This is a genomic window from Lysinibacillus sp. CD3-6, assembly GCF_006351725.2.
GTDB lineage: Bacteria > Bacillota > Bacilli > Bacillales_A > Planococcaceae > Lysinibacillus.
On the sequence record NZ_CP085880.1, the window covers coordinates 993541 to 1019394 of the forward strand.

23 protein-coding genes are annotated in these 25854 nt (G+C 38.0%); 16 read left to right on the top strand and 7 right to left on the bottom strand.

Features of this window, described 5'->3' with window-relative positions; genetic code table 11:
• Window positions 1-140: 140 nt before the first annotated feature.
• Window positions 141-1610, bottom strand: coding sequence for an aminotransferase class I/II-fold pyridoxal phosphate-dependent enzyme (locus tag FH508_RS04625; RefSeq protein WP_173477908.1), 1470 nt, complete (start codon window positions 1608-1610; stop codon window positions 141-143).
• 146 nt (window positions 1611-1756) lie between these two features.
• On the opposite strand from FH508_RS04625, the gene FH508_RS04630 reads away from it, so the two are divergent.
• Window positions 1757-2716: an NAD(P)H-dependent flavin oxidoreductase gene (locus tag FH508_RS04630; RefSeq protein ID WP_173477907.1), complete on the top strand. Its 960-nt coding sequence runs from the start codon at window positions 1757-1759 to the stop codon at window positions 2714-2716.
• 21 nt (window positions 2717-2737) lie between these two features.
• On the top strand, window positions 2738-3025 hold the full coding sequence (locus FH508_RS04635; protein WP_173477906.1) for a UPF0223 family protein: 288 nt from the start codon (window positions 2738-2740) through the stop codon (window positions 3023-3025).
• A 525-nt stretch (window positions 3026-3550) separates the two neighbouring features.
• Here FH508_RS04635 and FH508_RS04640 read toward each other — a convergent pair.
• On the bottom strand, window positions 3551-4177 hold the full coding sequence (locus tag FH508_RS04640) for a YktB family protein (RefSeq protein ID WP_173477905.1): 627 nt from the start codon (window positions 4175-4177) through the stop codon (window positions 3551-3553).
• A gap of 123 nt (window positions 4178-4300) precedes the next feature.
• On the opposite strand from FH508_RS04640, the gene FH508_RS04645 reads away from it, so the two are divergent.
• Together FH508_RS04645 and FH508_RS04650 are read left to right on the top strand one after the other, a co-directional pair.
• Window positions 4301-4498 (top strand): hypothetical protein, encoded by a 198-nt coding sequence (locus FH508_RS04645; RefSeq protein ID WP_173477904.1) that lies wholly within the window; start codon window positions 4301-4303, stop codon window positions 4496-4498.
• Between the two features lie 335 nt (window positions 4499-4833).
• The gene (locus FH508_RS04650) at window positions 4834-5631 is read left to right on the top strand and encodes an inositol monophosphatase family protein (RefSeq protein ID WP_173477903.1); all 798 of its coding nucleotides are present in this window, start codon (window positions 4834-4836) and stop codon (window positions 5629-5631) included.
• 53 nt (window positions 5632-5684) lie between these two features.
• On the opposite strand, the gene FH508_RS04655 is transcribed toward FH508_RS04650, so the two are convergent.
• The gene (locus tag FH508_RS04655; protein ID WP_173477902.1) at window positions 5685-6983 is read right to left on the bottom strand and encodes a hypothetical protein; all 1299 of its coding nucleotides are present in this window, start codon (window positions 6981-6983) and stop codon (window positions 5685-5687) included.
• Between the two features lie 149 nt (window positions 6984-7132).
• On the opposite strand from FH508_RS04655, the gene FH508_RS04660 reads away from it, so the two are divergent.
• Both FH508_RS04660 and FH508_RS04665 read left to right on the top strand, forming a co-directional pair.
• Window positions 7133-8659, top strand: a complete 1527-nt coding sequence (locus FH508_RS04660; RefSeq protein WP_173477901.1) for an AbgT family transporter — start codon at window positions 7133-7135, stop codon at window positions 8657-8659.
• A 13-nt stretch (window positions 8660-8672) separates the two neighbouring features.
• Entirely contained in the window at window positions 8673-9860 is a 1188-nt protein-coding gene (locus tag FH508_RS04665) for a M20 metallopeptidase family protein (protein ID WP_173477900.1), read from the top strand.
• 414 nt (window positions 9861-10274) lie between these two features.
• Here the strand turns inward: FH508_RS04665 and FH508_RS04670 are convergent, their stop codons facing one another.
• Entirely contained in the window at window positions 10275-10460 is a 186-nt protein-coding gene (locus tag FH508_RS04670; protein WP_173477899.1) for a DUF5325 family protein, read from the bottom strand.
• 141 nt (window positions 10461-10601) lie between these two features.
• On the opposite strand from FH508_RS04670, the gene typA reads away from it, so the two are divergent.
• The 5 genes from typA (at window position 10602) to FH508_RS04695 (ending at window position 15690) form a co-directional block, all read left to right on the top strand.
• On the top strand, window positions 10602-12446 hold the full coding sequence (typA, locus tag FH508_RS04675) for a translational GTPase TypA (protein ID WP_173477898.1): 1845 nt from the start codon (window positions 10602-10604) through the stop codon (window positions 12444-12446).
• A gap of 30 nt (window positions 12447-12476) precedes the next feature.
• On the top strand, window positions 12477-12875 hold the full coding sequence (locus tag FH508_RS04680) for a YlaH-like family protein (RefSeq protein ID WP_228134385.1): 399 nt from the start codon (window positions 12477-12479) through the stop codon (window positions 12873-12875).
• A 267-nt stretch (window positions 12876-13142) separates the two neighbouring features.
• Window positions 13143-14135 (top strand): ABC transporter substrate-binding protein, encoded by a 993-nt coding sequence (locus FH508_RS04685; RefSeq protein ID WP_173477896.1) that lies wholly within the window; start codon window positions 13143-13145, stop codon window positions 14133-14135.
• A complete protein-coding gene (locus tag FH508_RS04690; RefSeq protein WP_173477895.1) occupies window positions 14136-14903 on the top strand; it encodes an ABC transporter ATP-binding protein in 768 nt (255 codons plus the stop codon).
• Window positions 14896-15690 carry an ABC transporter permease gene (locus FH508_RS04695; protein ID WP_173477894.1) on the top strand — a complete coding sequence of 265 codons (795 nt, stop codon included), beginning with the start codon at window positions 14896-14898 and terminating at the stop codon, window positions 15688-15690. The genes FH508_RS04690 and FH508_RS04695 overlap by 8 nt, the downstream gene beginning before the upstream one ends.
• Before the next feature lie 482 nt (window positions 15691-16172).
• Here FH508_RS04695 and FH508_RS04700 read toward each other — a convergent pair whose 3' ends face one another.
• Window positions 16173-16376, bottom strand: a complete 204-nt coding sequence (locus FH508_RS04700) for a YlaI family protein (protein WP_173477893.1) — start codon at window positions 16374-16376, stop codon at window positions 16173-16175.
• Between the two features lie 12 nt (window positions 16377-16388).
• Window positions 16389-16889: a molybdopterin-binding protein gene (locus FH508_RS04705; RefSeq protein WP_173477892.1), complete on the bottom strand. Its 501-nt coding sequence runs from the start codon at window positions 16887-16889 to the stop codon at window positions 16389-16391.
• 182 nt (window positions 16890-17071) lie between these two features.
• Between FH508_RS04705 and FH508_RS04710 the strand changes: the two genes are divergently transcribed.
• From FH508_RS04710 to pyc, 3 genes are read left to right on the top strand one after another with little or no spacing between them, the layout of a single operon-like run.
• Window positions 17072-17353 carry an Fpa/YlaN family protein gene (locus FH508_RS04710; RefSeq protein ID WP_173477891.1) on the top strand — a complete coding sequence of 94 codons (282 nt, stop codon included), beginning with the start codon at window positions 17072-17074 and terminating at the stop codon, window positions 17351-17353.
• A gap of 59 nt (window positions 17354-17412) precedes the next feature.
• Complete coding sequence (locus FH508_RS04715) at window positions 17413-18594, top strand: FtsW/RodA/SpoVE family cell cycle protein (protein ID WP_173477890.1); 1182 nt, start codon at window positions 17413-17415, stop codon at window positions 18592-18594.
• A 16-nt stretch (window positions 18595-18610) separates the two neighbouring features.
• A complete protein-coding gene (pyc, locus tag FH508_RS04720; protein ID WP_173477889.1) occupies window positions 18611-22045 on the top strand; it encodes a pyruvate carboxylase in 3435 nt (1144 codons plus the stop codon).
• Between the two features lie 408 nt (window positions 22046-22453).
• Here pyc and FH508_RS04725 read toward each other — a convergent pair whose 3' ends face one another.
• Window positions 22454-23377: a COX15/CtaA family protein gene (locus tag FH508_RS04725; RefSeq protein WP_173477888.1), complete on the bottom strand. Its 924-nt coding sequence runs from the start codon at window positions 23375-23377 to the stop codon at window positions 22454-22456.
• Window positions 23378-23713: 336 nt separating this feature from the next.
• On the opposite strand from FH508_RS04725, the gene cyoE reads away from it, so the two are divergent.
• Together cyoE and coxB are read left to right on the top strand one after the other, a co-directional pair.
• Complete coding sequence (gene cyoE, locus FH508_RS04730; RefSeq protein ID WP_173477887.1) at window positions 23714-24631, top strand: heme o synthase; 918 nt, start codon at window positions 23714-23716, stop codon at window positions 24629-24631.
• Window positions 24632-24727: 96 nt separating this feature from the next.
• Window positions 24728-25816 carry a cytochrome c oxidase subunit II gene (gene coxB / locus FH508_RS04735; RefSeq protein ID WP_173477886.1) on the top strand — a complete coding sequence of 363 codons (1089 nt, stop codon included), beginning with the start codon at window positions 24728-24730 and terminating at the stop codon, window positions 25814-25816.
• Window positions 25817-25854: the final 38 nt, after the last annotated feature.

Sequence of the window (25854 nt, forward strand, 5' to 3'; positions counted from 1 at the left end):
TACCTTTTATTTTTATTTATTGATAGAAGTAGTACTGCCTCTCCTGCTCAAGTTTGCAGCTTACAGTGTACCGAGTGGACAGCGCAATATGTGACGGAAATCACTGAATACTAGCATTCAGAAGAGGTAGCGTTGCATTGTTAAATAATTGCTCTACGTTCTTTAATAACACGAATCGTTTTTAATGTTGTATCTTCTGGTCCTTGAACTGGTAAACCAGCTTCAATATTCATTTGAATGTAATGAATATTTTCTTGCGTAATTATTTCCCCGGGAATAAAAATTGGAATTCCAGGTGGATAAACCATTATGAATTCAGCGCAAATGCAATTATCTGCCTCTGCAAGAGGGACTACCTCTGTATCTGCATAAAATGCATCACGAGGTGACATTGCAAGTGCTGGAATTTCAGGAACATTGACAACCGCTTCAGTAATGGCAGCTTCTGAATCAAAAGCTTTTGACATACGACCTAGTGCATTGATCAGAAGATTAATTTCTTTTTTCGTATCTGCTAATGTCACTAAACATAAAATGTTATATAAGTCTGATAATTCCACTTCGATATTTGCGTTATGACGAAGCCACTCTTCAGCTTGGTGACCTGAAATACCTAAGTCTTTTACACTAATTAACAGCTTCAATGGATCCATATCATATGTTGCAGATGAGTGAAGCTTTTCCTTACCTGCACATTTTAAATGTGCAATTTGGTTAATGCGTTTACGTGCATCTTTTGCTAAACGCAGTGCATCGTCGATTAAATCATAGCCATGAATAGCTAGCTGACGACGAGCTGTGTCAAGTGACGCAAGTAAAGGATAGGACGTTGACGTTGTTGTCAGCATTGAAAAGACAGCCTGTACACGTTTGGCAGAAACTAACCCTTCACGTACATTTAAAATTGAAGTTTGCGTCATAGAGCCTCCAAGCTTATGTACGCTTGTTGCAGCCATATCTGCGCCAGCCTCCATTGCTGAATAGGGAAGCTCGTCATGGAATTTTATATGAACACCATGAGCTTCATCGACAACGACTGGTATATTACGACGATGGACAATTTCGACAATGCGTTTTAAATCCGCTGAGAAGCCATAATATGTTGGATTAATGACAAGAACAGCCTTTGCGTCTGGGTATGCATTTAATGCCTTTTCAACAGCTTCCGCTGAAATACCATGAGAAATGCCATATTCACTATCTACCTCAGGATGAATAAAGATAGGAATGGCACCAGCGAAAACAATCGCTGACATAATGGATTTATGAACATTCCGTGGTACTAGAATTTTATCACCTGGACCGACGACGGTCAGAATCATCGTCATAATGGCGCCACTAGTACCTTGAACGGAAAAGAATGTATGATCAGCACCAAAGGCTTCTGCAGCAAGTGCTTGTGCATCCTTGATTGCACCTTTTGGTGAATGTAAGTCGTCTAGTGGAGCAATGTTAATTAAATCGATTGATAAAACGTTGTCGCCGACGAATTCTCGGAAAGCAGGATCCATACCGTGCCCTTTCTTATGGCCTGGAATATGGAACTGAATTGGATGTCTGTTCCGATGTTTTAGTAATACGTCGAACAATGGAGTCTCTAATTGTGACAACGCAGGTACCACCTCACTTTTATAATATCTAAGAAAACAAATGAATTATAGCACCTAACGACATGAAAAAATAGACTTTAATTAAAAAAATAAAGGGATTTTTTCAAGATTACGAGAAGATAGTATGGTACGAAAGGGGAGATTTGATGATTTGGGAGACACGTATCACCGAACTTTTAAAGATAAAATATCCAATAATTCAAGGGGGATTAGCCTATTTAGCTTATGCAGATTTAGCAGCTGCGGTGTCGAATGCTGGCGGACTAGGGCAAATAACGGCTATGAGCTTGCGAGACCCAGAATTATTGCGTGCGGAAATCCATAAAGTAAGAACATTAACTGATAAACCATTTGGTGTGAATTTTGCAATCGGTATGCATGGCACAGGCTATGAGGAGATGGTACGAGTAGCTGTAGAAGAAGAGGTACCTGTTGTCACAATGACTGGTGGAAATCCAGCACCGATATTTGATTTACTTGCAGGAACAAATATTAAAAAACTTGTCCTTGTAGCAGCGCGTAGGCAAGCCCAGAAAGCCGAAGAGCTAGGTGCGGATGCGGTAATGGTCGTTGGACAAGAAGGTGGTGGACATCTTGGCCGTGATGATGTCGGAACGATGGTACTTGTACCACAAGTTGTAGATAGTGTGAAAATCCCTGTTATTGCGTCTGGTGGTATTGGAGACGGTCGTGGTTGGATGGCTGCACATGCACTTGGTGCAGAAGGTATTGAAATGGGTACGCGCTTTATTGCGACTAAAGAGTGTGTCGATGCATCACAAGCATATAAAGAGGCATTACTTAATAGTTCTGAGGCAGATACAACTGTTATAAAGCGTTCCATCGGGGCACCTGCTCGAGCGTTACGTAGTCATTTCACAGAGAAAATTTTAGAAATAGAACGTGAAACACCTACTTATGAGGCATTGAAAGATTATATTAGTGGCAGTGCTAATAAGCGTTTTATTTATGACGGAGAAAAAGATGCGGGCATAGGTTGGGCAGGACAAGTTACAGGAATGATTCAAGATATTCCTACAGTGGACGAGCTCATTACACGAATGGTTGCAGAAGCAGAAAGTATCCGGGTAAAATGGGGACAGTAATGTAAAGGTGGTCATGTCCAAATGGAATATTCTTATCCGTTTTCAATCGATTGGTCGACTGAAGAGATTGTCGATGTTGTTAAATTTTTTGAAGGCATCGAGCTTGCCTATGAAAAGGGCATCAAACGTGAAGTGATGATGGCTAAATATCGTCGCTTTAAAGAAATTGTTCCTTCACAAGCGGAGGAAAAAACAATTTTCCGTGAATTTGAAGAGGCTAGTGGCTATGTTAGCTACCCAGTTGTGAAACAAGCAAAAGAGGCAGCTGATGGAACGATGATTAAAGTTGTTCCAAAGCAACGACGTTAAAATTCGTCACAGTTTAAAGTGAAAAGGTGTGTTAGGAAATTTCCTTGCATGCCTTTTTAATTATGTGAAAATACCGCAAAGCTTTCTGTAGAAATCATTCGAAACGATAAAACAACAAACAAAATACTGTCTGCATAGACAAATCCTACAGAAAGCACAGCGGAGTTTCCATTGCCTATTAAAAAAATTTATTAAATTACTTAGTGTAATATAGTGTTAATTAACGATAATTTGCATAAACTACAGCAATATCGATTTCTGTAACAAAATGTTCGTTAACGTTGGTGAAACAACTTCGCCAACACTTCAAAAACGAATTAAAAAGTTGAGTATAAAAGTTATCATACCCTCAATAAGCGTCGACAATACACCTTTAAGATGTTCTGTGCAATTCCTCAAAAGACCTACATTAAGACCTCGTCCAAATGTGTAAAACCTTATAAAATTCGGGTTTCAGGATCTTTCGAAGAAGTAATGTTCAAGTAAGATTTTTATTCCACATTTTCATGATGAATCTTCACAAATTTATTTTCCTTGAATAATTTTATAAATAGGAAGTAATGTTTGGAATGTATCTTCTGTTAATTGTTGGAACTGTTTAAAGGACATGTTTACAGCTTCCTCTTTTGGAATATGACGACCAATGAGAAATTCCCCTTTTTTCACATCACGCAAACGTATAAGCATTTCTTCTAGTTTTTCTTCTTTCGCATCTTGTAAGGAAATGGCAGCAGGTGACATATGATCCCCAGAAACAATAAAATCTTCCGGAAGCTGTTGTAGCAAGGATTTATTGGCTAGTAAACGCTCTGCCATTAAATTTTTTTGCGGTGCTTCATAAATAATAGCCAAGACGATGAATAAATGTGTGCTCCAAAGACCAATCTGAAAGTGAGGCAACGCTTTATAACCTCTTTTATAAGGAGCGAATGCAACCCAACTGTCATTTGGTGGATTAACCGTTCTGCGGGCGTGTTTTGCTACATGGGGATAAAATTCTTCACCTAGGTGGCTGGAAAAGAAGGCGGAGAAGTTTTCTCCTAGTTTATTGAATTTTGGTCGTACACAGGAATTTAAGGCATCCATCCGTTGTTCTAAACCGTTTATTTGAAAAACATTAAAATCTTTATTAGTCCATTTTAAGGTAGACATTTTTAGTAACTCCTTTCGATTATAAGGTTTATTTTATTAAAAAAATGGGAAAAAATCTTATAACAAGAACTTTATCGAATCCTATAAGGTTTTGTAAAAAAATAAAAAAGGGAAGTGACTTTTATGAAACAAGTCGTAAAAATTATACGTAAAGTTGACATTGAAAAGCAATATGAACGCATCCTGCAATTAGAAATTGATTATGAATTAGCCTCATTGTTTTCTGCAATGAATGAGAAAGATGAGGGTGAAATAGCAAAAAGTAAAAAGCGTCTAGCCGAAATACAGATGGAGCTGGAAAGTTTGCACGCCTATGCGTAAAAAAAAATTAACCCCCATATAAAAATCACTTGCTGAATATTCTGACAGCAGGTGATTTTTGTTATTATAAAGGTTAAAATAGATAATATATCATATTAGAATTTATTGTTTTCATTTTTTAGTGAGTGTCATTGCACAATAAATGTGCTGAAAGGTGTAATATAATACATAACTCACGCTCTCTTTTCGGATAAGGGTTTACCTTTTTGATGACTAGAAACGGGGAAATGTAGTACTGCGTAGCGAACAGCAACATTGTCGCTCGTAGGCCAAGTACTAGTAAATGCGTGTGTGCACGAGTGTGAATGTTTTCTATATTCGAGGGGTGGGTTTTTATGGATTTAAAGCAAATCGATCAATATGCGAAAAGTATCATCGTAGAAGCAGGTAAACGTATACGGAATGCATTTTCGTATAATCTAGTGATCGAGACAAAATCGAATGCGAATGACCTTGTTACAAATATAGACCGAGAAACTGAATTATTTTTTATTGAACAAATTAAAGCTTTTGACCCTACCCATAAAATTTTAGGTGAAGAGGGAATGGGTGAAAAAGTCGAATCATTAGATGGTGTTGTATGGATTATTGATCCGATTGATGGAACGATGAATTTTGTAAAGCAACATCGTCACTTTATGATTTCTATTGGGATATTTATTGATGGCATAGGGAAACTTGGTTACATATATGATGTAATGCGTGAAGATTTATTCAATGCTGTTGCAGGAGAGGGAGCTTGGTATAATGCATCACCATTGCGCAAGTTACAGCCTGTAAACATTGAAGAATCTGTTATTGGCATTAATGCCCATTGGGTAGCGCCAAATCGACATATACATCATGAAAAAGTAATTGAATTAGTTCGTAAAGTGCGAGGGACGCGTTCATATGGTTCTGCTGCAATGGAAATAGCCTTTGTTGTCAGTGGGAAGCTAGATGCTTATGTGTCCATGAGATTATCTCCTTGGGACATCGCTGGAGGAATGATTATTGCTCAGGAAGTTGGAGCTATCGCAACAAACCTACATGGGGAAGGCTTTGATTTCTTACATCAGGATACGTTTATAATTGCTAACCCTGCTATTCATCAGGAATTATTAAAAAAATATATTGTCCCTTATGATTTGTAGCTTTTACATAAAAACTGTTTAGGAATTTTTTCCTAAACAGTTTTTTGTTGATACTAATATAAATTGAGTTGATAATATTTTTTCGGACGTCCACGATTGGTGGAAGTAGTACTTGGCAATTCGACCGCTAAATTTTTTTCGTGTAGCTGTTTTAAAATGCGGTTTGCAGAACGCACGGTAATGCCTAAATGTGTGCTCAACAGTTCTCCATTAACAATAGTTGTTGCTAATCTTTCTATAACAGCCTCAATTTTTTGCAATTGCAGTAAAGGGATATCATAGGCAGCGCTTAATTTTTTTAAGCGCTGCTGTTTTTCGTTATCAAACTGTAGTAATGCTCCATACAGTAACGGACCAATTTCTTTTGCATTTTCTATAATATAGCCCTGTGTTTCCTTTGAAGAACAGAGTGTTGCAGCCTTTTTTGCAAATTTCTGACTTTCTGTTAGAGAGTTACCAATTCCCCATCCTATTTTTACGGGAAATAGTAATTTATCATCTAAAAAATCTACGAGTTGACAATGTGTATAGTCATTGGTTGTCATTAAAAATTGCTGATATGTTGTAATAATCGCGATATAGGATGCTTCCCGATGCACGATAAAGGTGCTGGCATATAATTGTTTAAAATCTAAAATGGCTTTATATAAAGCGATTTGCCGATACTCCAATTCATCTATATTGGATTTATCTATCGGAATTACAATATGTACAACGACTACTTTATTTAGCTCAAGTTGACGAAGGTGGAGCTGATTCACCAACTGATCCAATGTTAATTGCATGGCATGAAGCGATGGATGAAAAGCGATAAATGGTATATTTTGGTGTGCCAATCGCTCTCGCATCTCTGCAATACGAGTAAAACTTAAATCTACTTTATTATCGCGATGTAATTGAATGTGCCAGTTCGCCACTTTATCAACAATATCATTGTTTGCGTACTCATTCATTGTTTGACTAAAAAGATAAGGTTGTCTTCCTAGTGACCATTCATGAATGCCAAGGTAATCGTTTTCCTCATAACAAAAATCAATGGCAATCCGATTCATAGCAATTTTATTCTCATAAAATAATTCTGTTAAGGTACGGTAAAAATCACGTTCTGAAATATCGAAATAGAGCATAGGTATAGCCATGTTTGGAAAATGTGTTTGCGTAAAAAAATAGGGAATTTGCCCGCTAAAAAGTGCACCGTCGCCCGCTATTAAATGTTGCTCTAACAGAGTGTATAGATGCTCAGAATCAGTGTAGGAATGATAATGAAATTCGCAAAAAGCGGGCTTAATTTTTTCGAGTTGCTCTACCCATGAGAGGGACAATTTAGCAGTGAAAACATTAATTTTATACATAGTATTATCTCCTTAATTTAAAATTAAATATTGAAAATATTCTAAAAATATGGTTTCTTTGTATTAAGGACACATGCTATCAATGTCTTAAAATGGTGTTTGATTGAATAGCATAAGTCGAATTTTAAACAATAGAAGGAGAGGGATTTATGCAAAAAAAATCAGACACATTAAAGAAATCTTGGATTGATAAAATGTTAGATAGTATTGAAAGGGCAGGTAATAAACTACCTGATCCTATTACACTATTTATTATTTTAGCAGGTATAGTGCTTGTTTTATCATGGATCCTATCAATGTTTGGTATTTCAGCGGTTCAACCAGGCACTGAAGATGTTATCCAAGTAAAAAATCTACTGAGTCAAGAAGGTCTTATCTTAATATTAACGCAAATGGTATCGACATTTACAGGCTTTGCTCCTTTAGGATTAGTAATCGTGACGATGATTGGTATTGGTTTAGCAGAGCAAACAGGACTTATTTCAGCCGTTATGAAAAAGCTTGTCATGTCAGCTCCAACAAAATTAATTGTGCCATTTATTATTTTCACAGGTTTAGTCGGTAATCTAGCTGCTGATGCAGCATTCATCATTTTACCACCGATTGCAGCAATGATTTTTATGAGCATTGGCCGAAATCCACTTGCTGGTTTAATTATTACATATGCAGCCGTAGCTGGGGGCTTTAGTGCCAATATTTTAATTAGTTCTCTAGATGTCTTATTATTAGGAATTACTGAATCCGCAGCGCATATTGCCAACCCAGAATATACTGGACGAGCAACGATGAACTATTACTTCTTAATTGCGTCGACGTTTTTATTAATCGTCATTGGTACATGGGTTGCGAAAAAGTTTACAGAACCTCGCTTTGGCATATTTGAAGGCAAGGTTGAAAAGTTAGAGCCACTAACAGCTTTAGAAAAACGTGGTTTACTATGGGCAGGTATAGTAACAGTCATTTATATTGTTGTCATTGCATTTATGGTCATTCCATCGAATGGTCTTTTACGTGATCCTGAAACAGGAGGCTTTTTAAATTCTCCGTTTATGTCAGGTATTGTACCGATTATGTTATTCTTCTTCCTTTTACCTGGTCTTGCCTATGGGATTGCGGCAAAAGTAGTGAAAAATGATAAGGAAGTTGCCGAGAAGATTTTTAAATCAATTGCGGATATGGCTCCCTTCATTGTTTTAGCATTTGCTGCTTCACAAATGATTGCCTTTTTTAACTGGAGTAATATTGGTGCTATTTTAGCCATTAAAGGGGCAGAGCTTTTACAAGCATTAAACTTTACAGGTTTACCAATGATGATTGGGTTTGTTTTAATATGTGCATTCGTCAACTTATTGATCGCAAGTGCTTCTGCGAAATGGGCATTACTTGCGCCAATTTTCGTCCCAATGTTCCTTTACTTAGGTTATTCTCCAGCCGTAACGCAAATGGCGTATCGTGTAGGAGACTCAATTACAAATCCAATTACACCGATGCTTCCTTATTTCGCCATTTTACTGTCGTTTGCTAAACGCTACGATAAAAATATCGGTATCGGTACACTTATTTCAGCTTTACTACCGTTTTCTGTGTTCTTTGCAATCGGTTGGATTATACTGTTTGCCATTTGGTTCTTGCTTGGTTTACCGCTTGGACCTGGAGATTATATCTACTTAAAATAAGGAGTGTTGAACTATGACAGTTTTACAACAAGAGCAGTTAGTTGATTTATTAAAACAATATGAAGAGGAAATGATTCAGCTACGTCGTCATTTTCATGAAAATCCAGAACTTTCCTTTGAGGAAGTTGAAACACCGAAAACTATTGCGGCATTTCATCGCGCATTAGGACATGAGGTTCGTGAAGGTGTGGGTGGTAATGGTGTTGTGGCAACGTTAGTTGGAGCTAAGCCAGGGAAAACGGTGGCATTACGAGCAGACTTTGACGCTTTAGCAATTACAGAAGAAACAGGTTTACCTTTCCAATCAACAATAAAAGGGCGTATGCATGCTTGTGGCCATGATGGTCATACAGCTTCATTATTAATTTTAGCGAAGGCATTTAATCAAATGAAGGACAACTTAGCTGGGACAATTGTTTTTATTCATCAACATGCAGAAGAACTTGCACCAGGTGGAGCGAAATCAATGATTGCTGATGGCTGTTTAGAAGGCGTGGATGTTATTTTTGGTACACATTTATGGGCACCAACAGATCTTGGTAAAGTGCAGACCGCTATCGGACCATTTATGGCTGCGGCAGATGGCATTTATATTAAGATTAAAGGAAAGGGTGGGCATGGCTCAAATCCGAGTGATACGAAGGATTCAATCTTGCTTGCAGCGCAATTTATTACAAACTTACAGCAACTTGTAGCACGTCGTATTAATCCTTTGCGTCCAGCGGTCGTATCGGTTGGTCATATTGAGGCATTGAATCCTTTTAATGTTATTGCAGACCAAGTCTACATGAAAGGAACTGTACGAACGTTCCATGAGGAAGAACGCGATTTACTAGAACGTGAAATTGAGGAGCTATTAAAGGCAACTTGTTATTTAACAAAGGCAGACTATGAATATGAGTTTCGCCGTGGTTACCCACCAGTTGTGAATCATGCTGCAGAAACAGAACATGTAATGGCATCTGCAAGAAAGGTAACGGATGTAGTATCAGTTGATTTTGTTGAACCAACTATGGGTGGTGAAGATTTTGCTTACTACTTAGAGGAAATTCCAGGGGCATTTTTCTTTACAGGAGCAAAAAATCCTGAATGGGAGGAAGTATATCCACATCATCATCCGAAATTCGATATTGATGAACGCTCACTGCGCATTGCGGCGAATGTTTTAGGTCAAGCAACTTTAGATTACCTAGAAAATTAAAAAACGAATAGGCTAAGGATTTAACAGCCCATTTGATGAGCAATATAATTTGGGAAATAAATGAGGAAGTAAAAGTGTTAGATTGATGGCCATCAATCTAACACTTTTTTGCTATAAATATTGCTTTCTTATGCCAAAAATAAATTCGCTTGTTGATGGTAGTTGCGGGCATACTGTGCGTTGTGAGGATTGCCGCTTACGGTGTGCTCGCCGAAAAGTGCCCGTTGAGAAGCGGGCATCAACGGCATAGTAAAAATTTAAGAACATCTTTGCGATTGTTTCTAACAACAATAAGTTATGTCCCCGCATCTTTTGTTTACAAAATAGAAGGAGCTATCCAATAAATGGACAGCTCCTTCTGAGATACTATGTCATGTTAGACACATAAATGTTGTTAGAAAGTAAATACTAGCATTAAAGTAAGCCTTGTTCTCGCAGTTTACGCTTCATTTTAAAAGCTGTCATGAAAATGACACAAGTAGCTATAATGCCTGCTAATACGCCGAATATATTACTTGCCGCTACTGAATACCCGATAGAACACATTGCTAGTACAGCTGCTAGTGCATAAATGGCCATTACGATTTTTCCACGATTCATAACCGAGCCCCCTAATTTATAATAAATTTGTGATTGAAAATATTTTTTTAGAATGAGAGAAATTCTAATAAGGACATTTACATCCTTCTTGTGCTATAATATCACAGTTAAACATTCGAAAAAAGAATATGGAGTGGAATAATGACAAACTTACGTCAAGATCTTCGCAATATCGCAATTATCGCCCACGTTGACCATGGTAAAACTACTTTAGTCGACCAATTATTAAAACAATCTGGTACATTCCGTTCAAACGAACGTGTTGAAGAACGTGCAATGGACTCTAATGATATTGAACGTGAACGCGGTATTACGATTTTAGCTAAAAATACAGCAGTAAACTATGAAGGAACTCGTATCAACATCCTTGATACGCCTGGACACGCCGACTTCGGTGGTGAGGTAGAACGTATTTTAAAAATGGTAGACGGCGTTTTACTAGTTGTCGATGCGTATGAGGGTTGTATGCCACAAACACGTTTCGTACTAAAAAAAGCATTAGAACAACGCTTAACACCAATCGTTGTAGTTAACAAAGTGGACAAAGATTCAGCTCGCCCACTAGAAGTAGTAGATGAAGTGCTTGAATTATTCATCGAGCTAGGTGCAGATGATGATCAATTAGACTTCCCAGTTGTTTATGCTTCAGGTGTAAATGGTACAGCTTCGTTAGACGCTGATCCATCTAAACAAGAAGAAAATATGAAATGTCTATTTGAAAAAATCATTGAGGCTATCCCAGCACCAGTTGATAACTCAGAAGAACCATTACAATTCCAAGTAGCTTTACTTGACTATAATGACTTCGTTGGACGTATCGGAATTGGTCGTGTATTCCGCGGAACAATTTCAGTAGGTCAACAAGTTGCGCTGATGAAATTAGACGGTACAGTGAAAAACTTCCGTGTAACAAAAATCTTTGGTTTCTTCGGTCTAAAACGTGAAGAAGTTGAGACAGCAAAAGCTGGTGACTTAATCGCCGTTTCAGGGATGGAAGATATTAACGTAGGTGAAACAGTATGTCCTGTTGAACACCAAGAGGCACTAACACCTTTACGTATCGATGAGCCAACTCTACAAATGACTTTCTTAGTAAACAACTCTCCATTCGCAGGTCGCGAAGGGAAATGGGTTACTTCTCGTAAAGTAGAAGAACGTTTACGTGCTCAATTACAAACAGACGTATCTTTACGCGTTGAAGATACTGATTCTCCTGATGCTTGGACAGTTTCAGGTCGTGGTGAGCTTCACTTATCGATCCTAATTGAAAACATGCGTCGTGAAGGTTTTGAATTACAAGTATCAAAACCACAAGTAATCGTGCGCGAAATCGATGGCGTGAAATGCGAACCATTCGAACGCGTGCAAATCGATGTACCTGAAGAAAATGTTGGTTCTATTATTGAATCTATTGGTACACGTAAAGGTGAAATGCTTGATATGGTGAACAACGGCAGTGGTCAAGTTCGTTTAACGTTCTTAGTACCAGCTCGTGGTTTAATCGGTTATACAACTGAGTTCATGTCGATGACAAAAGGTTTCGGTATTATCAACCATACGTTTGATTGCTACCAACCATTATTACCAGGAAAAATTGGTGGTCGTCACCAAGGCGTACTCGTTTCAATGGAAACTGGTAAATCGACAACTTATGGTATGATGCAAATTGAAGACCGTGGTACACTATTCTTAGAGCCAGGTACAGATATTTACGAAGGTATGATTGTTGGAGAAAATACTCGTGACGCTGATATCACTGTAAATATTACAAAAATGAAACAAAAAACTAACATCCGTTCAGCAAATAAAGACCAAACGAATGTTATTAAAAAACCACGTATTTTATCTCTAGAAGAAGCTCTAGAATACTTAGGTGATGATGAGTACTTAGAAATCACTCCAGAATCTATTCGTCTTCGTAAAAAAATTCTAGATAAAAACGAACGTGAGAAAGCAGCGAAAAAATTAAAAAACGCTGAACAATAATTTTCCGCTGAAATGAAAGGAAGAGGAGTCTTGGATATAAAGTCCGCTTTATTGGGTGAACTAAATGTTATTCAAGTTGCTACACCTGTAAATGCAGAGGAAACAACAAAAGTTTATGAAAGAATGGCTGGTATAACTAGATTTTTATACGAAAATTTACCAAGCTATGAAGTTGCAGGCTATGTTGTATTCTTTCTAGTGTTTGCACTTTCTGCAATTGTCTATAAATTAGGCTTTGCAAAAAAGTTAAAGCTATCTCAAAATATTGTCATTTATGTGTTCCTATTTTTGGGATGTATTATGTTGACATTTTTCGCGTTATTCCTACCAATGGTTGAAGGCCTCATCGTAGCGGCGTTAATTTTAATTGTATACAAAACACGTATGTGGCGAGAAAAAAGAGAAGAGCAACAAGCTGCCAATCAATAATAGTAGCTTGGCTCCTTTACCGTAAACAGTCTTAGCATTCATTTGCTAAGGCTGTTTTTTTTTCTCTCTTAAATAAAATAGTTCATTTTTGTTTGCTAGATTCAAAAAAATGGACAAATATTCTGCTTGAAAAAATACCTCATTATATTGCATTAGAAAAGGATTTATTTCCCATTACTTTTTTATGAAACATCGTAGGCACCGAAATCTTTGTGTGTGAATAAGTTAGTCTCGATAGGCTATTTATCAAATCAAGGAGGAAATGGAATGCGTTGGCTTAAAAAAGGTTTGTTAGTTAGTGGTATTGCTTTGTTGCTCCTTTCGTTGGCAGCGTGTAATAAAGCTGAGCTAGAAAAAGTAAAAGTCGGAGAAGTGACGCGCTCGATTTTCTATGCTCCGCAATATGTAGCACTTGAAAAAGGGTTCTTTGAGGAAGAGGGGCTTTCTGTAGAGCTACAAACGATTGCAGGTGGAGATAAAACGATGACTGCGTTACTTTCTGATGGTATTGATATTGCCTTGGTTGGCTCTGAGACATCCATATATGTCACTGCGCAAGGTGCCAATGATCCGATTCAAAATTTTGCGCAATTAACACAGACAGATGGCACATTTTTAGTAGCACGTGAAAAGATGGACAATTTTTCATGGGAGGATTTAAAAGGATCCACATTTTTAGGGCAGCGTAAAGGTGGAATGCCACAAATGGCAGGTGAATTTGTCCTGAAAAAGCATAGTATTGATCCTACAAAAGATTTGACGCTGATTCAAAATATTGATTTTGCCAATATTGCTACAGCCTTTGCGTCAGGAACAGGGGACTATGTACAGCTATTTGAACCGACAGCAAGTGTTTTTGAAAAAGAAGGTAAAGGCTATATTGTAGCTTCATTTGGTACTGAATCGGGTCATTTACCATATACATCCTTCATGGCAAAAAGTAGCTACTTAAAGGATGATGCTAAAACAGTGCAAGGCTTTACAAATGCACTAAAAAAAGCACAAGATTTTGTACAGGAAAAAAGTTCAGCAGAAGTTGCGAAAATAATTCAACCGTATTTTGAGAATGTAGATGTATCTTTAATTGAAACAGTAGTAGAACGCTATAAATCACAAGGTTCCTACGCAACAGATCCAATATTGGATGAGGAAGAGTGGGATAATTTACAAACTATTATGGAGGAAGCAGGTGAACTTCCTCAACGAGTAAAATATGAAGACCTTGTGAATACGAAGTTTGCAAAAAAGGCTGCGGAGTAAATGGAGTTTTTAAAACTAGAACATATTCACCATAGTTATTTCTCCAGTACGCAGGCGAAGGAAGTTTTACGTGACATTAACCTAGATATTCGCGAAGGTGAGTTTGTTTCCTTTATAGGGCCAAGTGGCTGTGGGAAAACAACTCTATTGTCTATTATTGCTGGGTTGTTTCCTGCAACAGAAGGCAAGGTGTTTATTGATGGGGAAATCATTGCACCACACAATCAATCGCTTATTGGCTATATGCTTCAACAGGATTACTTATTTCCTTGGAAAACGATTGAGGATAATGTCACAATTGGATTAAAAATAATGCAGCGAGATAATAAGACGCATAAAGTAACTGCAAATGCGCTCTTACAAGAAGTGGGTTTACCGCATGTCGGAAGTTATTACCCGAGAGAATTGTCAGGAGGAATGCGTCAACGCGTTGCACTAGCAAGGACTTTGGCAGTAAATCCGAAAATTTTACTGCTAGATGAGCCGTTCTCAGCACTTGATTATCAATCGAAATTAAAGCTTGAGGACTTAGTCGTCGAAACATTAAAGGCCTATCAAAAAACCGCAATTCTTGTCACACATGATATTGGTGAGGCAATTGCGATGAGTGAACGAGTTTTTCTCTTCTCAGCCAATCCTGGTACGTTACACAAAGTGTTTGAAATACCTTCTGCGTTACAACAGCTATCTCCGTTCGATGTAAGGCAGCATCCGGCGTATTCAGAAGTATTCCAAACGATTTGGAAGGAGCTGGAGAGCCTTGGATAACACATTGTTTAAACAGTATCAACAATTGCTAAAAAAGGAAAAACGCTATGTTCGATTATATCAAATTATTATTTTAATCGCCTTTTTTGGAGGGTGGGAGTTACTATCAAGGCTTGAATGGATCGATCGTTTAATCTTTAGCTCGCCCACAAATGTTTGGCATACGTTTATTGAAAAAGTAAGTGACGGCTCGCTCACATTACATGTCGGTGTGACGTTAATGGAAACAATTATCGGTTTTATTGCAGGTACATTACTAGGAACTATAATTGCCACTGTTTTATGGTGGTCACCGATGCTATCAAAAATACTTGATCCTTATTTAGTTATTTTAAATGCAATGCCGAAAGTAGCACTAGGACCAATTTTAATTGTGGCACTTGGCCCAGGGTATTTTTCGATTATAGCAATGGGTGCACTCATTTCAATCATCATTACAACGATTGTCGTTTACACCGCCTTTAAAGGTGTTGACCCAAATTACAGTAAGGTATTGCAAACTTTTGGTGCGACGCGGTGGCAAACTTTTAAAGAGGTTATTTTGCCTGCATCCTTCCCAACAATTATTTCGACTTTAAAAGTTAATGTTGGATTATCGTGGGTAGGTGTTATAGTCGGTGAGTTTTTAGTTGCTTCAAAGGGACTTGGCTATTTAATCATTTATGGCTTCCAAGTATTTAACTTTAATCTTGTCCTTATGTCACTGCTCATAATTGCTTTCTTTGCAACAATCATGTATCAAGTCGTCGAATTAATCGAGAAAGTAATTATTAAAAATAATGGATAAATAAAAACGCAAAACCTGTTTTAACAAGGTTTTGCGTTTTAAAGCATGGATTTCCACTCCAGGCGTGCGCTTTCCGCGGGCACAGCGTAAGCCGCAACCCTCGCTGTCGCGCGGCTTGTTGCGTCTTACGTAATGTGCGTTCCCGCAGGAGTCGCCCGCCTTCCGCTCCAATCAACTGAGCATACTGACAGAGAAATTTTATGTTGCAACCTTCAAAAGGGGAAAATGCTAAAATGTATCGACAGTGGGAAAGCCCATAGCTGACACTAAAAAACGCAAAACCTGTTTTAACAAGGTTTTGCGTTTTAAAGCATGGATTTCCGCTCCAGGCGTGCGCTTTCCGCGGGCACAGCGTAAGCCGCAACCCTCGCTGTCGCGCGGCTTGTTGCGTCTAACGTATTGTGCGTTCCCGCAGGAGTCTACGTGAATTTTTACTTAGCAAAATTCAGAATAGTGTGTGTGCCTGGCACTCCAAGTGGTGCTTAAAATTCTTTATCCATTTGTGGTGAGGTACGATAAAAACGGAAGTTCCCTGTTTCTATTCGTGTCACCGTATTTTCTTTAATACGATCGTGACATGTATCGCACATATACGTATGAATTGGGCGATTTCGTAGTTTTTTTGCTAACGGTAAATCATCATCTAACTGGTTAATAGTATCGCAAATGACACATTTTACGCGCATCGCATTCCCTCCCTATTCCGCACGAACGGCTAATACATTTTTGATAGGGTTGTCTACATTCGAGCCGTCTCCAAATAATATATGGACAGGGCCATCTTCAGCTAAAGGTTTGCCATCTTGGCTGTATTTAAAAATTAATGTCTGTGCTTCTTCGATTGAAAATGCATGTTCTTCACCATCTTTGCATTCAATGACGATTTTTGTCGCCTCTGGTTTAAGTTCAGCATTTTTCAAGAAATGACTTAATTCGATACCGAAAGTACCTGTTTCCATCCCTTTACGATCGAATTTACGTTCTGATTTTAAAGTTGGTGGGAAAGTAGCACCTTCCATAATTTCACGTGACCAGTGAGCACCGACTTCACGCATATATTTTGTATCCGCATCTTCCTCTACTTCTCTTGCTTGGAAGTACGTATTTAAGTCTAGTTTACGATCGTCAAAAATCCAAACAGTTGGATCTAATGTAAGCTGATACGAAACTGCACCCTTGATAGGAATAATTGTTTCCATAATAGAAATCCTCCTCAAATCTTGTATATCCATGAATTAGTATAACGCTAATACAAGGAGATAATAAAGAAATATAATTTGGATTCTTTATTTTCCAACGAAGACACTTGCATTTTTATCGACTAAAAGATAAACTTTATTAAGATAGAATCGAAGAAATATCAGATAATGGGGGCGTCCTCATGGATACGAAATCACAAACTTCCTTTCAAGAGAAGGCTTTGGAGCTTTTAGTAGCTGATGCAGATAAAATTGCTCGCCTCATTCGAGTACAAATGGATCATTTAACGATGCCACAATGCCCTTTATATGAAGAAGTATTAGATACACAAATGTTCGGCCTTTCACGTGAAATTGACTTTGCTGTGAAGCTTGGACTTATTGAACGCGATAAAGGCAAAGCAATTCTCGATTCACTCGAGAAAGAACTTTCTGTACTACATGACGCGTATACAGACAAATAAAAAGAAAAAACTCAAACGCTGCTGCGATTTGAGTTTTTTTACTAGAACGAGGTTTTCCAATGAAACAATACTTAAAACGATATGCTCAAAATTTTGATTATCCACTATTTTTTACTGTCTTGTTGTTAAGTTTATTTGGATTAGTGATGATATATAGTTCAAGTATGATGGTAGCAATTGTCCAAAAAGAACAAGCGCCTGATTATTTTTATCAAAAACAATTAATTAACTTAGCTGTCGCGTCTTTAGGATTTTTGGTAGCAGCATTTTTCCCTTATAAGCATTATGCAAATAAGAATATTATGTTGTTACTGACGATTGTATTAATTGTTCTCTTTACATGGGTAAAAGTAGCAGGTAATGGCGCAGAGGAAGTAGGCTCTCAAAGTTGGATTCATGTCCCAGGATTCGGGAATTTCCAGCCTTCTGAATATGCGAAACTATTTATAATTTTATATTTTGCAGCAGCATTTTATCGAAAATCTCAAAAATATACATTTGAAAAGCTACAGCCAACAGAAATTTTTTACCCGATTTTCCTTTGGATTCTTGTTGTTGCGGGTGTGGCATTTGAAACAGATTTAGGTGCAGTCATTATTTTATGTGGCATTGCAGTATCTGTTGTAGCGGCAAGTGGTATTCCTTTTAAAACGTTTTGGAAGTTTTTTGGCGTATTAGGTGCATTTGGTGCAGCCATTCTTGGTATGCTTTGGCTCTTTAAGGGCGAATTATTAAAAGGAAATCGTAAAGGACGTATCGAGTCGTATTTCAATCCGTTCGATTTTGAAAACGGGGTAGGTCACCAAGTTGTCAATAGTTATTATGCAATTGGTGGTGGTGGTCTAGAAGGTCGAGGACTCGGACAATCTATTCAAAAATTAGGATATTTACCTGAACCTCAAACCGACTTTATTATGGCAATAGTGATGGAGGAACTTGGTGTATGGGGCGTGCTAATCGTCTTAGGCGGTTTAGGATTTATTGTATATAAAGGTTTTTCAATTGCATTGCGAACAAAAGATCCGCTAGCACGAATGATAGCGGCAGGTATTGCGAGCTGGATAGCTTGGCAATCGTTTATTAATCTTGGGGGTGTAACTGGGTTAATCCCGTTAACCGGTGTCACGCTGCCTTTCATTAGTTATGGCGGGACATCTATAATTTTGCTATCTTTAGCTATGGGGATATTGGTCAATGTTTCCATGTTTGAAAGGGTAGAAAGAAAAAAATCACAAACATAACATAAGGGGGATACCTATGGAATCAATCAACAAAATCCTTGTAGCCAATCGGGGAGAAATTGCAATTCGAATTTTCCGTGCGTGTACGGAGCTCAACATTAACACTGTCGCTATCTATTCACGAGAAGATAGTGGGGCATTCCATCGCTTTAAAGCAGATGAAGCTTATTTAGTAGGGGCAGGTAAGAAGCCCATCGATGCGTATTTAGATATTGAGGGCATCATTGCAATTGCTAAGGATGCAGGCGTTGATGCGATTCATCCAGGGTATGGTTTTTTATCAGAAAACGTGGATTTTGCACGTCGTTGTGAGGAAGAGGGCATTTTATTCATTGGTCCAACTTCACAGCATTTAGATATGTTTGGTGATAAAGTAAAAGCACGTGAACAAGCTATTAAAGCAAATATTCCTGTCATTCCAGGTACAGACGGTCCAGTTGCTTCTGTAGAAGAAGTACAAGCTTTTGGTGAGCAATATGGATATCCGCTTATGATCAAGGCTTCCTTAGGTGGCGGTGGGCGCGGAATGCGTGTCGTACAAACAAAGGAAGATGTGGCGTCCGCTTATGAACGTGCCAAGTCAGAGGCAAAGGCAGCGTTTGGTTCGGATGACGTATATGTAGAAAAGTGCATTCTCCAACCAAAGCATATTGAAGTACAAATTATAGGCGATAAAATGGGCAATATTGTGCATTTATATGAGCGTGATTGCTCAATCCAACGCCGTCACCAAAAGGTGGTAGAAATCGCGCCATCAAATTCGATTTCAGAAAATTTAAGAAATAAGATTTGTGATGCTGCGGTTCAGCTAATGGAAAATGTCTCGTACATAAATGCAGGGACAGTCGAGTTTTTAGTTGCAGGCGATGATTTCTATTTCATCGAGGTTAACCCTCGCATTCAAGTAGAACATACAATTACGGAAATGATTACAGGTATCGATATTGTACATGCACAAATTAAAGTAGCGGCAGGCTACGGCTTGCATAGCGAGGAAATTCATATTCCACAACAAGCGGATATTCCGATGATTGGTTATGCAATCCAATCGCGTGTTACAACAGAAGACCCAGCGAATGACTTTATGCCAGATACAGGAAAGCTAATGGTATATCGTTCAAGCGGTGGTTTCGGTGTTCGTTTAGATGCTGGTAATGGCTTCCAAGGGGCCGTTGTCACACCGTACTATGATTCGTTGCTCGTAAAAATTTCAACTTCAGGAATGACGTTTAAGGAAGCCGCAGCGAAAATGGATCGGAACTTAAAAGAATTCCGTATTCGTGGGGTAAAAACAAATATTCCATTTTTAAATAATGTAGTAACCCATAAAAATTTTATCGAAGGCACGTTTGATACAAGCTTTATCGATACAACGCCTGAATTATTTAACTTCCCAGTACGCCAAGACCGCGGAACAAAACTACTTAGCTATATTGGTAATGTGACGTTAAATGGTTTCCCTGGTGTAGAAAATAAGGCCAAGCCAATCTTTGCGCAGCCTATTAAACCGCTAGTAGATTTAAAAGGACAGCCACTATCTGGAACAAAACAAATTTTAGATGAACAAGGTGCAGATGGGCTGAAAAAATGGATTTTAGCACAGCAAGATGTGCTATTAACGGATACAACATTCCGTGACGCACATCAATCTTTACTAGCAACACGCGTACGTTCTCAAGATATGTACCAAATTGCAGATGAAACTGCACGTATGATGCATAACTTCTTCTCACTTGAAATGTGGGGAGGCGCAACGTTTGACGTAGCGTATCGTTTCTTAAAGGAAGATCCATGGGAGCGTTTAGCGAAACTGCGTGCGCAAATACCTAATGTACTGTTCCAAATGTTAGTGCGCGGGGCGAATGCTGTAGGTTATACAAACTATCCAGATAATTTAATTCGAGAGTTTATTGCTGAGTCGGCTGCATCAGGCATTGATGTATTCCGTATTTTCGATAGCTTAAACTGGATTAAAGGTATGGAAGTGGCAATTGATGCGGCAAGAGATGCAGGCAAGATTGCTGAAGCTGCAATTTGCTACACAGGAGATATTTTAGATGATGGGCGTGCGAAATACTCCGTACAGTATTACAAAGATATGGCGAAGTCTCTAGAGGCGTCAGGAGCCCATATTTTAGCGATTAAGGATATGGCTGGGCTATTGAAGCCAGAAGCTGCATATCGCCTAATTTCAGAGTTAAAAGAAGCGACAAGCCTACCTATTCATTTGCACACGCATGATACGAGTGGCAACGGAATTTATTTATATGCAAAAGCGATTGAAGCAGGGGTCGATATTTTAGATACAGCACTCGGTGCAATGGCTGGTTTAACGTCACAGCCAAGTGCGAACTCATTGTATTATGCAATGAAGGGTAGCCAACGTGAAATTCGTGCCGATATTGAATCGCTTGAAAAGCTTTCCTACTACTGGGAGGATGTTCGTAAATACTATAAAGATTTCGAGAGCGGTATGATTAGTCCGCATTCTGAAATTTATGTCCATGAAATGCCAGGTGGACAATACAGTAACCTACAGCAGCAAGCTAAGGCTGTTGGACTTGGCGATCGATGGGATGAAGTAAAACGGATGTACTCACGTGTAAACTTATTATTTGGAGACATCGTAAAAGTAACGCCGTCATCGAAGGTAGTTGGAGATATGGCATTATTCATGGTGCAAAATGAGTTGAATGAAGAAACGGTTATATCAAGAGGACAAACAATTGATTTCCCAGATTCAGTAATTGAATTATTCCAAGGGTATATAGGGCAACCACATGGCGGCTTCCCAGAGGAGCTTCAAAAAGTAGTATTGAAAGAGCGCGAACCAATTACTGTTCGTCCAGGTGAACTGTTAGAGCCAGTGAACTTTGAACAGCTAGAGGAAGTATTGGCGGACAAATTAAATCGACCTGTTACGAAGAAAGACTTACTTGCCTATGCTTTGTACCCGAAAGTATTTGAAGAGTATGCTAAAACTGTAGCGTCATTTGGTAATATTTCAGTTTTAGACACACCTACGTTCTTGTACGGTTTAAAGCTAGGTGAAGAAATTGAAGTAGAGATTGAAAAAGGTAAAACGTTAATTATTAAACTAGTATCGATTGGTGAGCCACAGCATGATGGTACACGTGTTATGTACTTTGAGCTAAATGGTCAATCACGAGAACTTGTCATTCAAGATATGACAGTAGAAGTGGATGGCAGCATAGCACTAAAGGCTGACCCAAGTAATCCAAATCAAATTGGGGCGACAATGCCAGGTACTGTTTTAAAGGTCGTAGTATCTAAGGGTAGTCCTGTTAAACGTGGTGACCACTTGTTAATTACCGAAGCCATGAAAATGGAGACAACTGTACAAGCGCCAAAAGACGGTGTTGTAAAAGAGGTATATGCAAGTGCGGGCGATGCTATTTCAACAGGTGACTTATTAATTGAAATTGAATAATTAATATAGAAGAAGGTTAGTGGTGTGCTCCTATAGCACACTACTAACCTTTTTTTATGTAAAAGAATAGTAGGAAGTGCTCAAGAAGAAATATAATCTAAATCACTATAAAAATCGTTTTAATAGAAAAAACGATTTTACTATTATATATGAAGAAATCCACTTTTTTTAGCTTAAGGTATAAGCAGATTCATGTTTGTTGATGCTGTTGTTGTATTATTTATAGTTTCTTGTGAAAGGATTTATAGTGGGACTGGACTAAGAACCATTTATATGAAGTGTCAAAAAAGTAATATAAATTAACTGTTTCTTAACAAAGTTCATGCATGTGAAAATTCTTTCTTTTAGAAGAGCATGAAGTGGGGTAAATAAAAAAAGATTCGACAGTGCCGAATCCTTTTCCAAACGTTACTTATTTTTTTCATTATAATTGCTACGTGCTACAAGCATAATCATGTAACAAAGGAGACCAAATAATAGAGAAATGAACAATGAATGCAATAATGCTACAGTTAAATTCAATCTAGTAAGGACTACTGACATACCAGCTAAAACTTGTAATATAACGATGATGAAAGCAATAATCCAGCCGTAATAAATAACACGTTGTTGTTTGTATTCTTTTATTACGTGCCAAGTTATGTATGTAATCCAAATGAAAATAATAATAGCTGCAAGTCGATGTCCCATTTGTACCCATTCGTACATATTGTTTGGTGAGGCAAACGGTGTTTCATTGTAGCAAAATGGCCAGTCTGGGCATACTAAACTAGAATCAGTATGTCGAACGAGTGCCCCTGTATAAACAACTAAATAAGAATAAATTGTGACAGCAATTGTATGCCAACGTAGTTTTTTCCCAATAAATACGTTATCTGCATCAAACTTTCGATCAACTTCAAATACAATCATAGAAAGAATAAGAACGGCAGCAAAAGAAATAAGTGAGATTCCAAAGTGAAGTGCTAGAATGAAGTCTCCTTGTCCCCATAGTACTTGAGCTGCTCCAATTAGTGCCTGTGCAATTAAGAAGAACATCGATAAAAAGCCTAAAAATTTTACTTCACGAATATGTCCAAGTTTCCGCCATGTCCAAATGGTTAAGACAAGAATTGAAATTGATACGACTCCTGTGACAACGCGATGCGAGAATTCGATTAATACTTCTGTTGTAATTTCTTTTGGGATAAGAGATCCATTACAATCTGGCCAGTTTCTACCGCAGCCTAAGCCACTATCTGTTTTAGTAACGAGTGCCCCGCCTAGTAAAATAAGGAGCATTCCCACTGTAGCGGCAACAGCAAACCACTTCATATACCTGTTGTGTTGCATAAAATGAGTCACCTACTTTATCTATCAATATTACATGAAAGTAATGTTTCTGCTACTAGATGATATCTAAAATACGTTTAAAAAACAACTTGTAAGGAGTAGGGAGTTTTAGATGTTGATTCCATTTCACAAATTGTTCATAATTTCGTGCTTTAACCTTCACAATTCAATTTGGAAAATGATTTACTATAGATATGTTGTTTTTAATTATATTTCTAGACAAAGCTAATTTTTACAACTTCATCTAAATTTCACTAAACGTCTAGAAATCAATCGCAAATTTCGCTATAGTTATTGTTAGCGGAATATGCTTACAAAAATGAAAGGAGAGGTAACATGTCAAACGGTCGTACGTTTTCAGCTACTAGAAATACTAAACCAGGAACTTCATCCGTTGTAAAAGATTTCTTAGCACTAATAAAAATTGGAATCGTCAACTCGAATCTTGTCACAACGTTTACAGGGATGTGGCTAGCATTTCAATTTACTGGTAGACATTTCTTGCAAGAGCTTGATGTTATAGTTTGTATCATGCTTGGTGCTGCATTAATTATTGGCGGTTCTGGTGCAATGAATAATTTCATTGATCGAGATATTGACCCTATTATGAAACGCACAAAGACAAGACCGACAGTAACAGGTAGATTTAAGCTGAACTTTGTATTGACTATTGCTCTCTCATTTTTAATTGTAGGTGAAATTTTGTTATTTACGGCATCATTTGCGGCCGGCATGTGGGGACTAGTTGGAATATTCGCTTATGTTGTTCTATATTCAATGTGGTCAAAGAGAAAGCATGTTAGTAACACGATCGTTGGAAGTATTTCAGGGGCGATTCCACCAGTAATTGGTTTTGCAGCAGTGGAACCTACTCTGGGCCCAGGAGCACTTGCCCTATTTCTTATCATGTTTGTATGGCAACCACCGCATTTTTATGCGCTTGCTATGAAACGTACTGAAGAATATCGTGCAGCTAATATACCAATGCTACCAGTTGTAAAAGGTTTTAAACGAACGAAGTACTCAATGTTTTTCTGGATTCTTTTATTATTACCGTTACCGTTCCTTTTACCTGAGCTTGGAACTGGATTCTTAGTGCTTGCGACTACTTTGAACGTAGGCTGGTTATTACTAGCTTTAAAGGGCTTTACCACAAAAGACGATATGAAGTGGGCAAATAAAATGTTTATTTATTCATTGAATCATATGACCATACTATTTGTGGCTATCATAATATTTGCGGTATTCAGCTAATTTGGAATTCTTTCTTTCACAAGAATTCATATAGATAGAACCAATGTCCTAGGTACACATGAAAATACAACAAAGAAAGAGGGGTTTAATTAAGCTATGATGAAAGGGCTTAAAAAGTGGCGTCTTTTTTCACTTCTAGCAGTGATGATGGTTTTCCTTTCGGGTTGTGGTGAAGAATATATTTCTGCACTAAAACCATCTGGTCAAGTAGGTAAAGAACAATTTAACCTATTAATGTTGGCTACTGGAATTATGACGTTAGTTGTAGTAATAGTATCTGTAATCTATTTACTTGCATTCTTAAAATTCCGCCGTTCAAAAGTAGGCGAAAATGTTATTCCTAAGCAAGTAGAAGGTAGTCACACACTTGAAGTAATTTGGACAGTTATTCCAATTATTTTATTATTAATTTTAGCTGTACCAGTTGTTACTGCTACTTATAAATTTGCAGATGTTGCTGCAATGGATGAAGTAGATGCAGAAGGTAACAAAACGGCCCTAACAGTAAATGTAACGGCAAAATTATACTGGTGGGAGTTCGAATATCCTAACCAAGGGATTGTAACAGCGCAAGAATTAGTAGTACCAACAGGTCAAAAAGTTTACTTTAACTTAAAAGCTGCTGATGTTAAGCACTCATTCTGGATTCCCGCGATTGGCGGTAAAATGGATACGAACGTAGAAAACTTAAACAAATTCTATTTAGTATTCGATAAAGAATCAGCAGATCTTAAAGATGGCGTATTCTATGGTAAATGTGCTGAGCTATGTGGCCCTTCACACGCACTAATGGACTTTAAAGTAAAAACAGTTAGCCCAGAAGCATTTGATGCTTGGGTAGCTAGTATGAAAGCAACTGAAGGACAAACTGCTTCAAAAGATTCAACTGATCTTGGTGAAGCAACATTTGCTAACAGCTGTTTAGCTTGTCACGCTGTATCAGGCGTAGGCGGTACAGGTGGAGTAGGTCCTAACTTAACTACATTTGGTGACCGTAACCGTGTTGCAGGTTTCTTAGAGCATACTGAAGAAAACGTACAAGCATGGATTAAAAACCCAGGTGAATATAAACCAGGTAACTTAATGATGAATCCAGATGGTACTGCACCTATCTATGGCGATTTATCTGAAGAAGAAATTCAAGCTCTTGCAACTTACATCATGGGCTTATCAGTAGAGAAATAATTTTTCGTTTATGTAACAAACTTTGAGGGAGGTAAAAG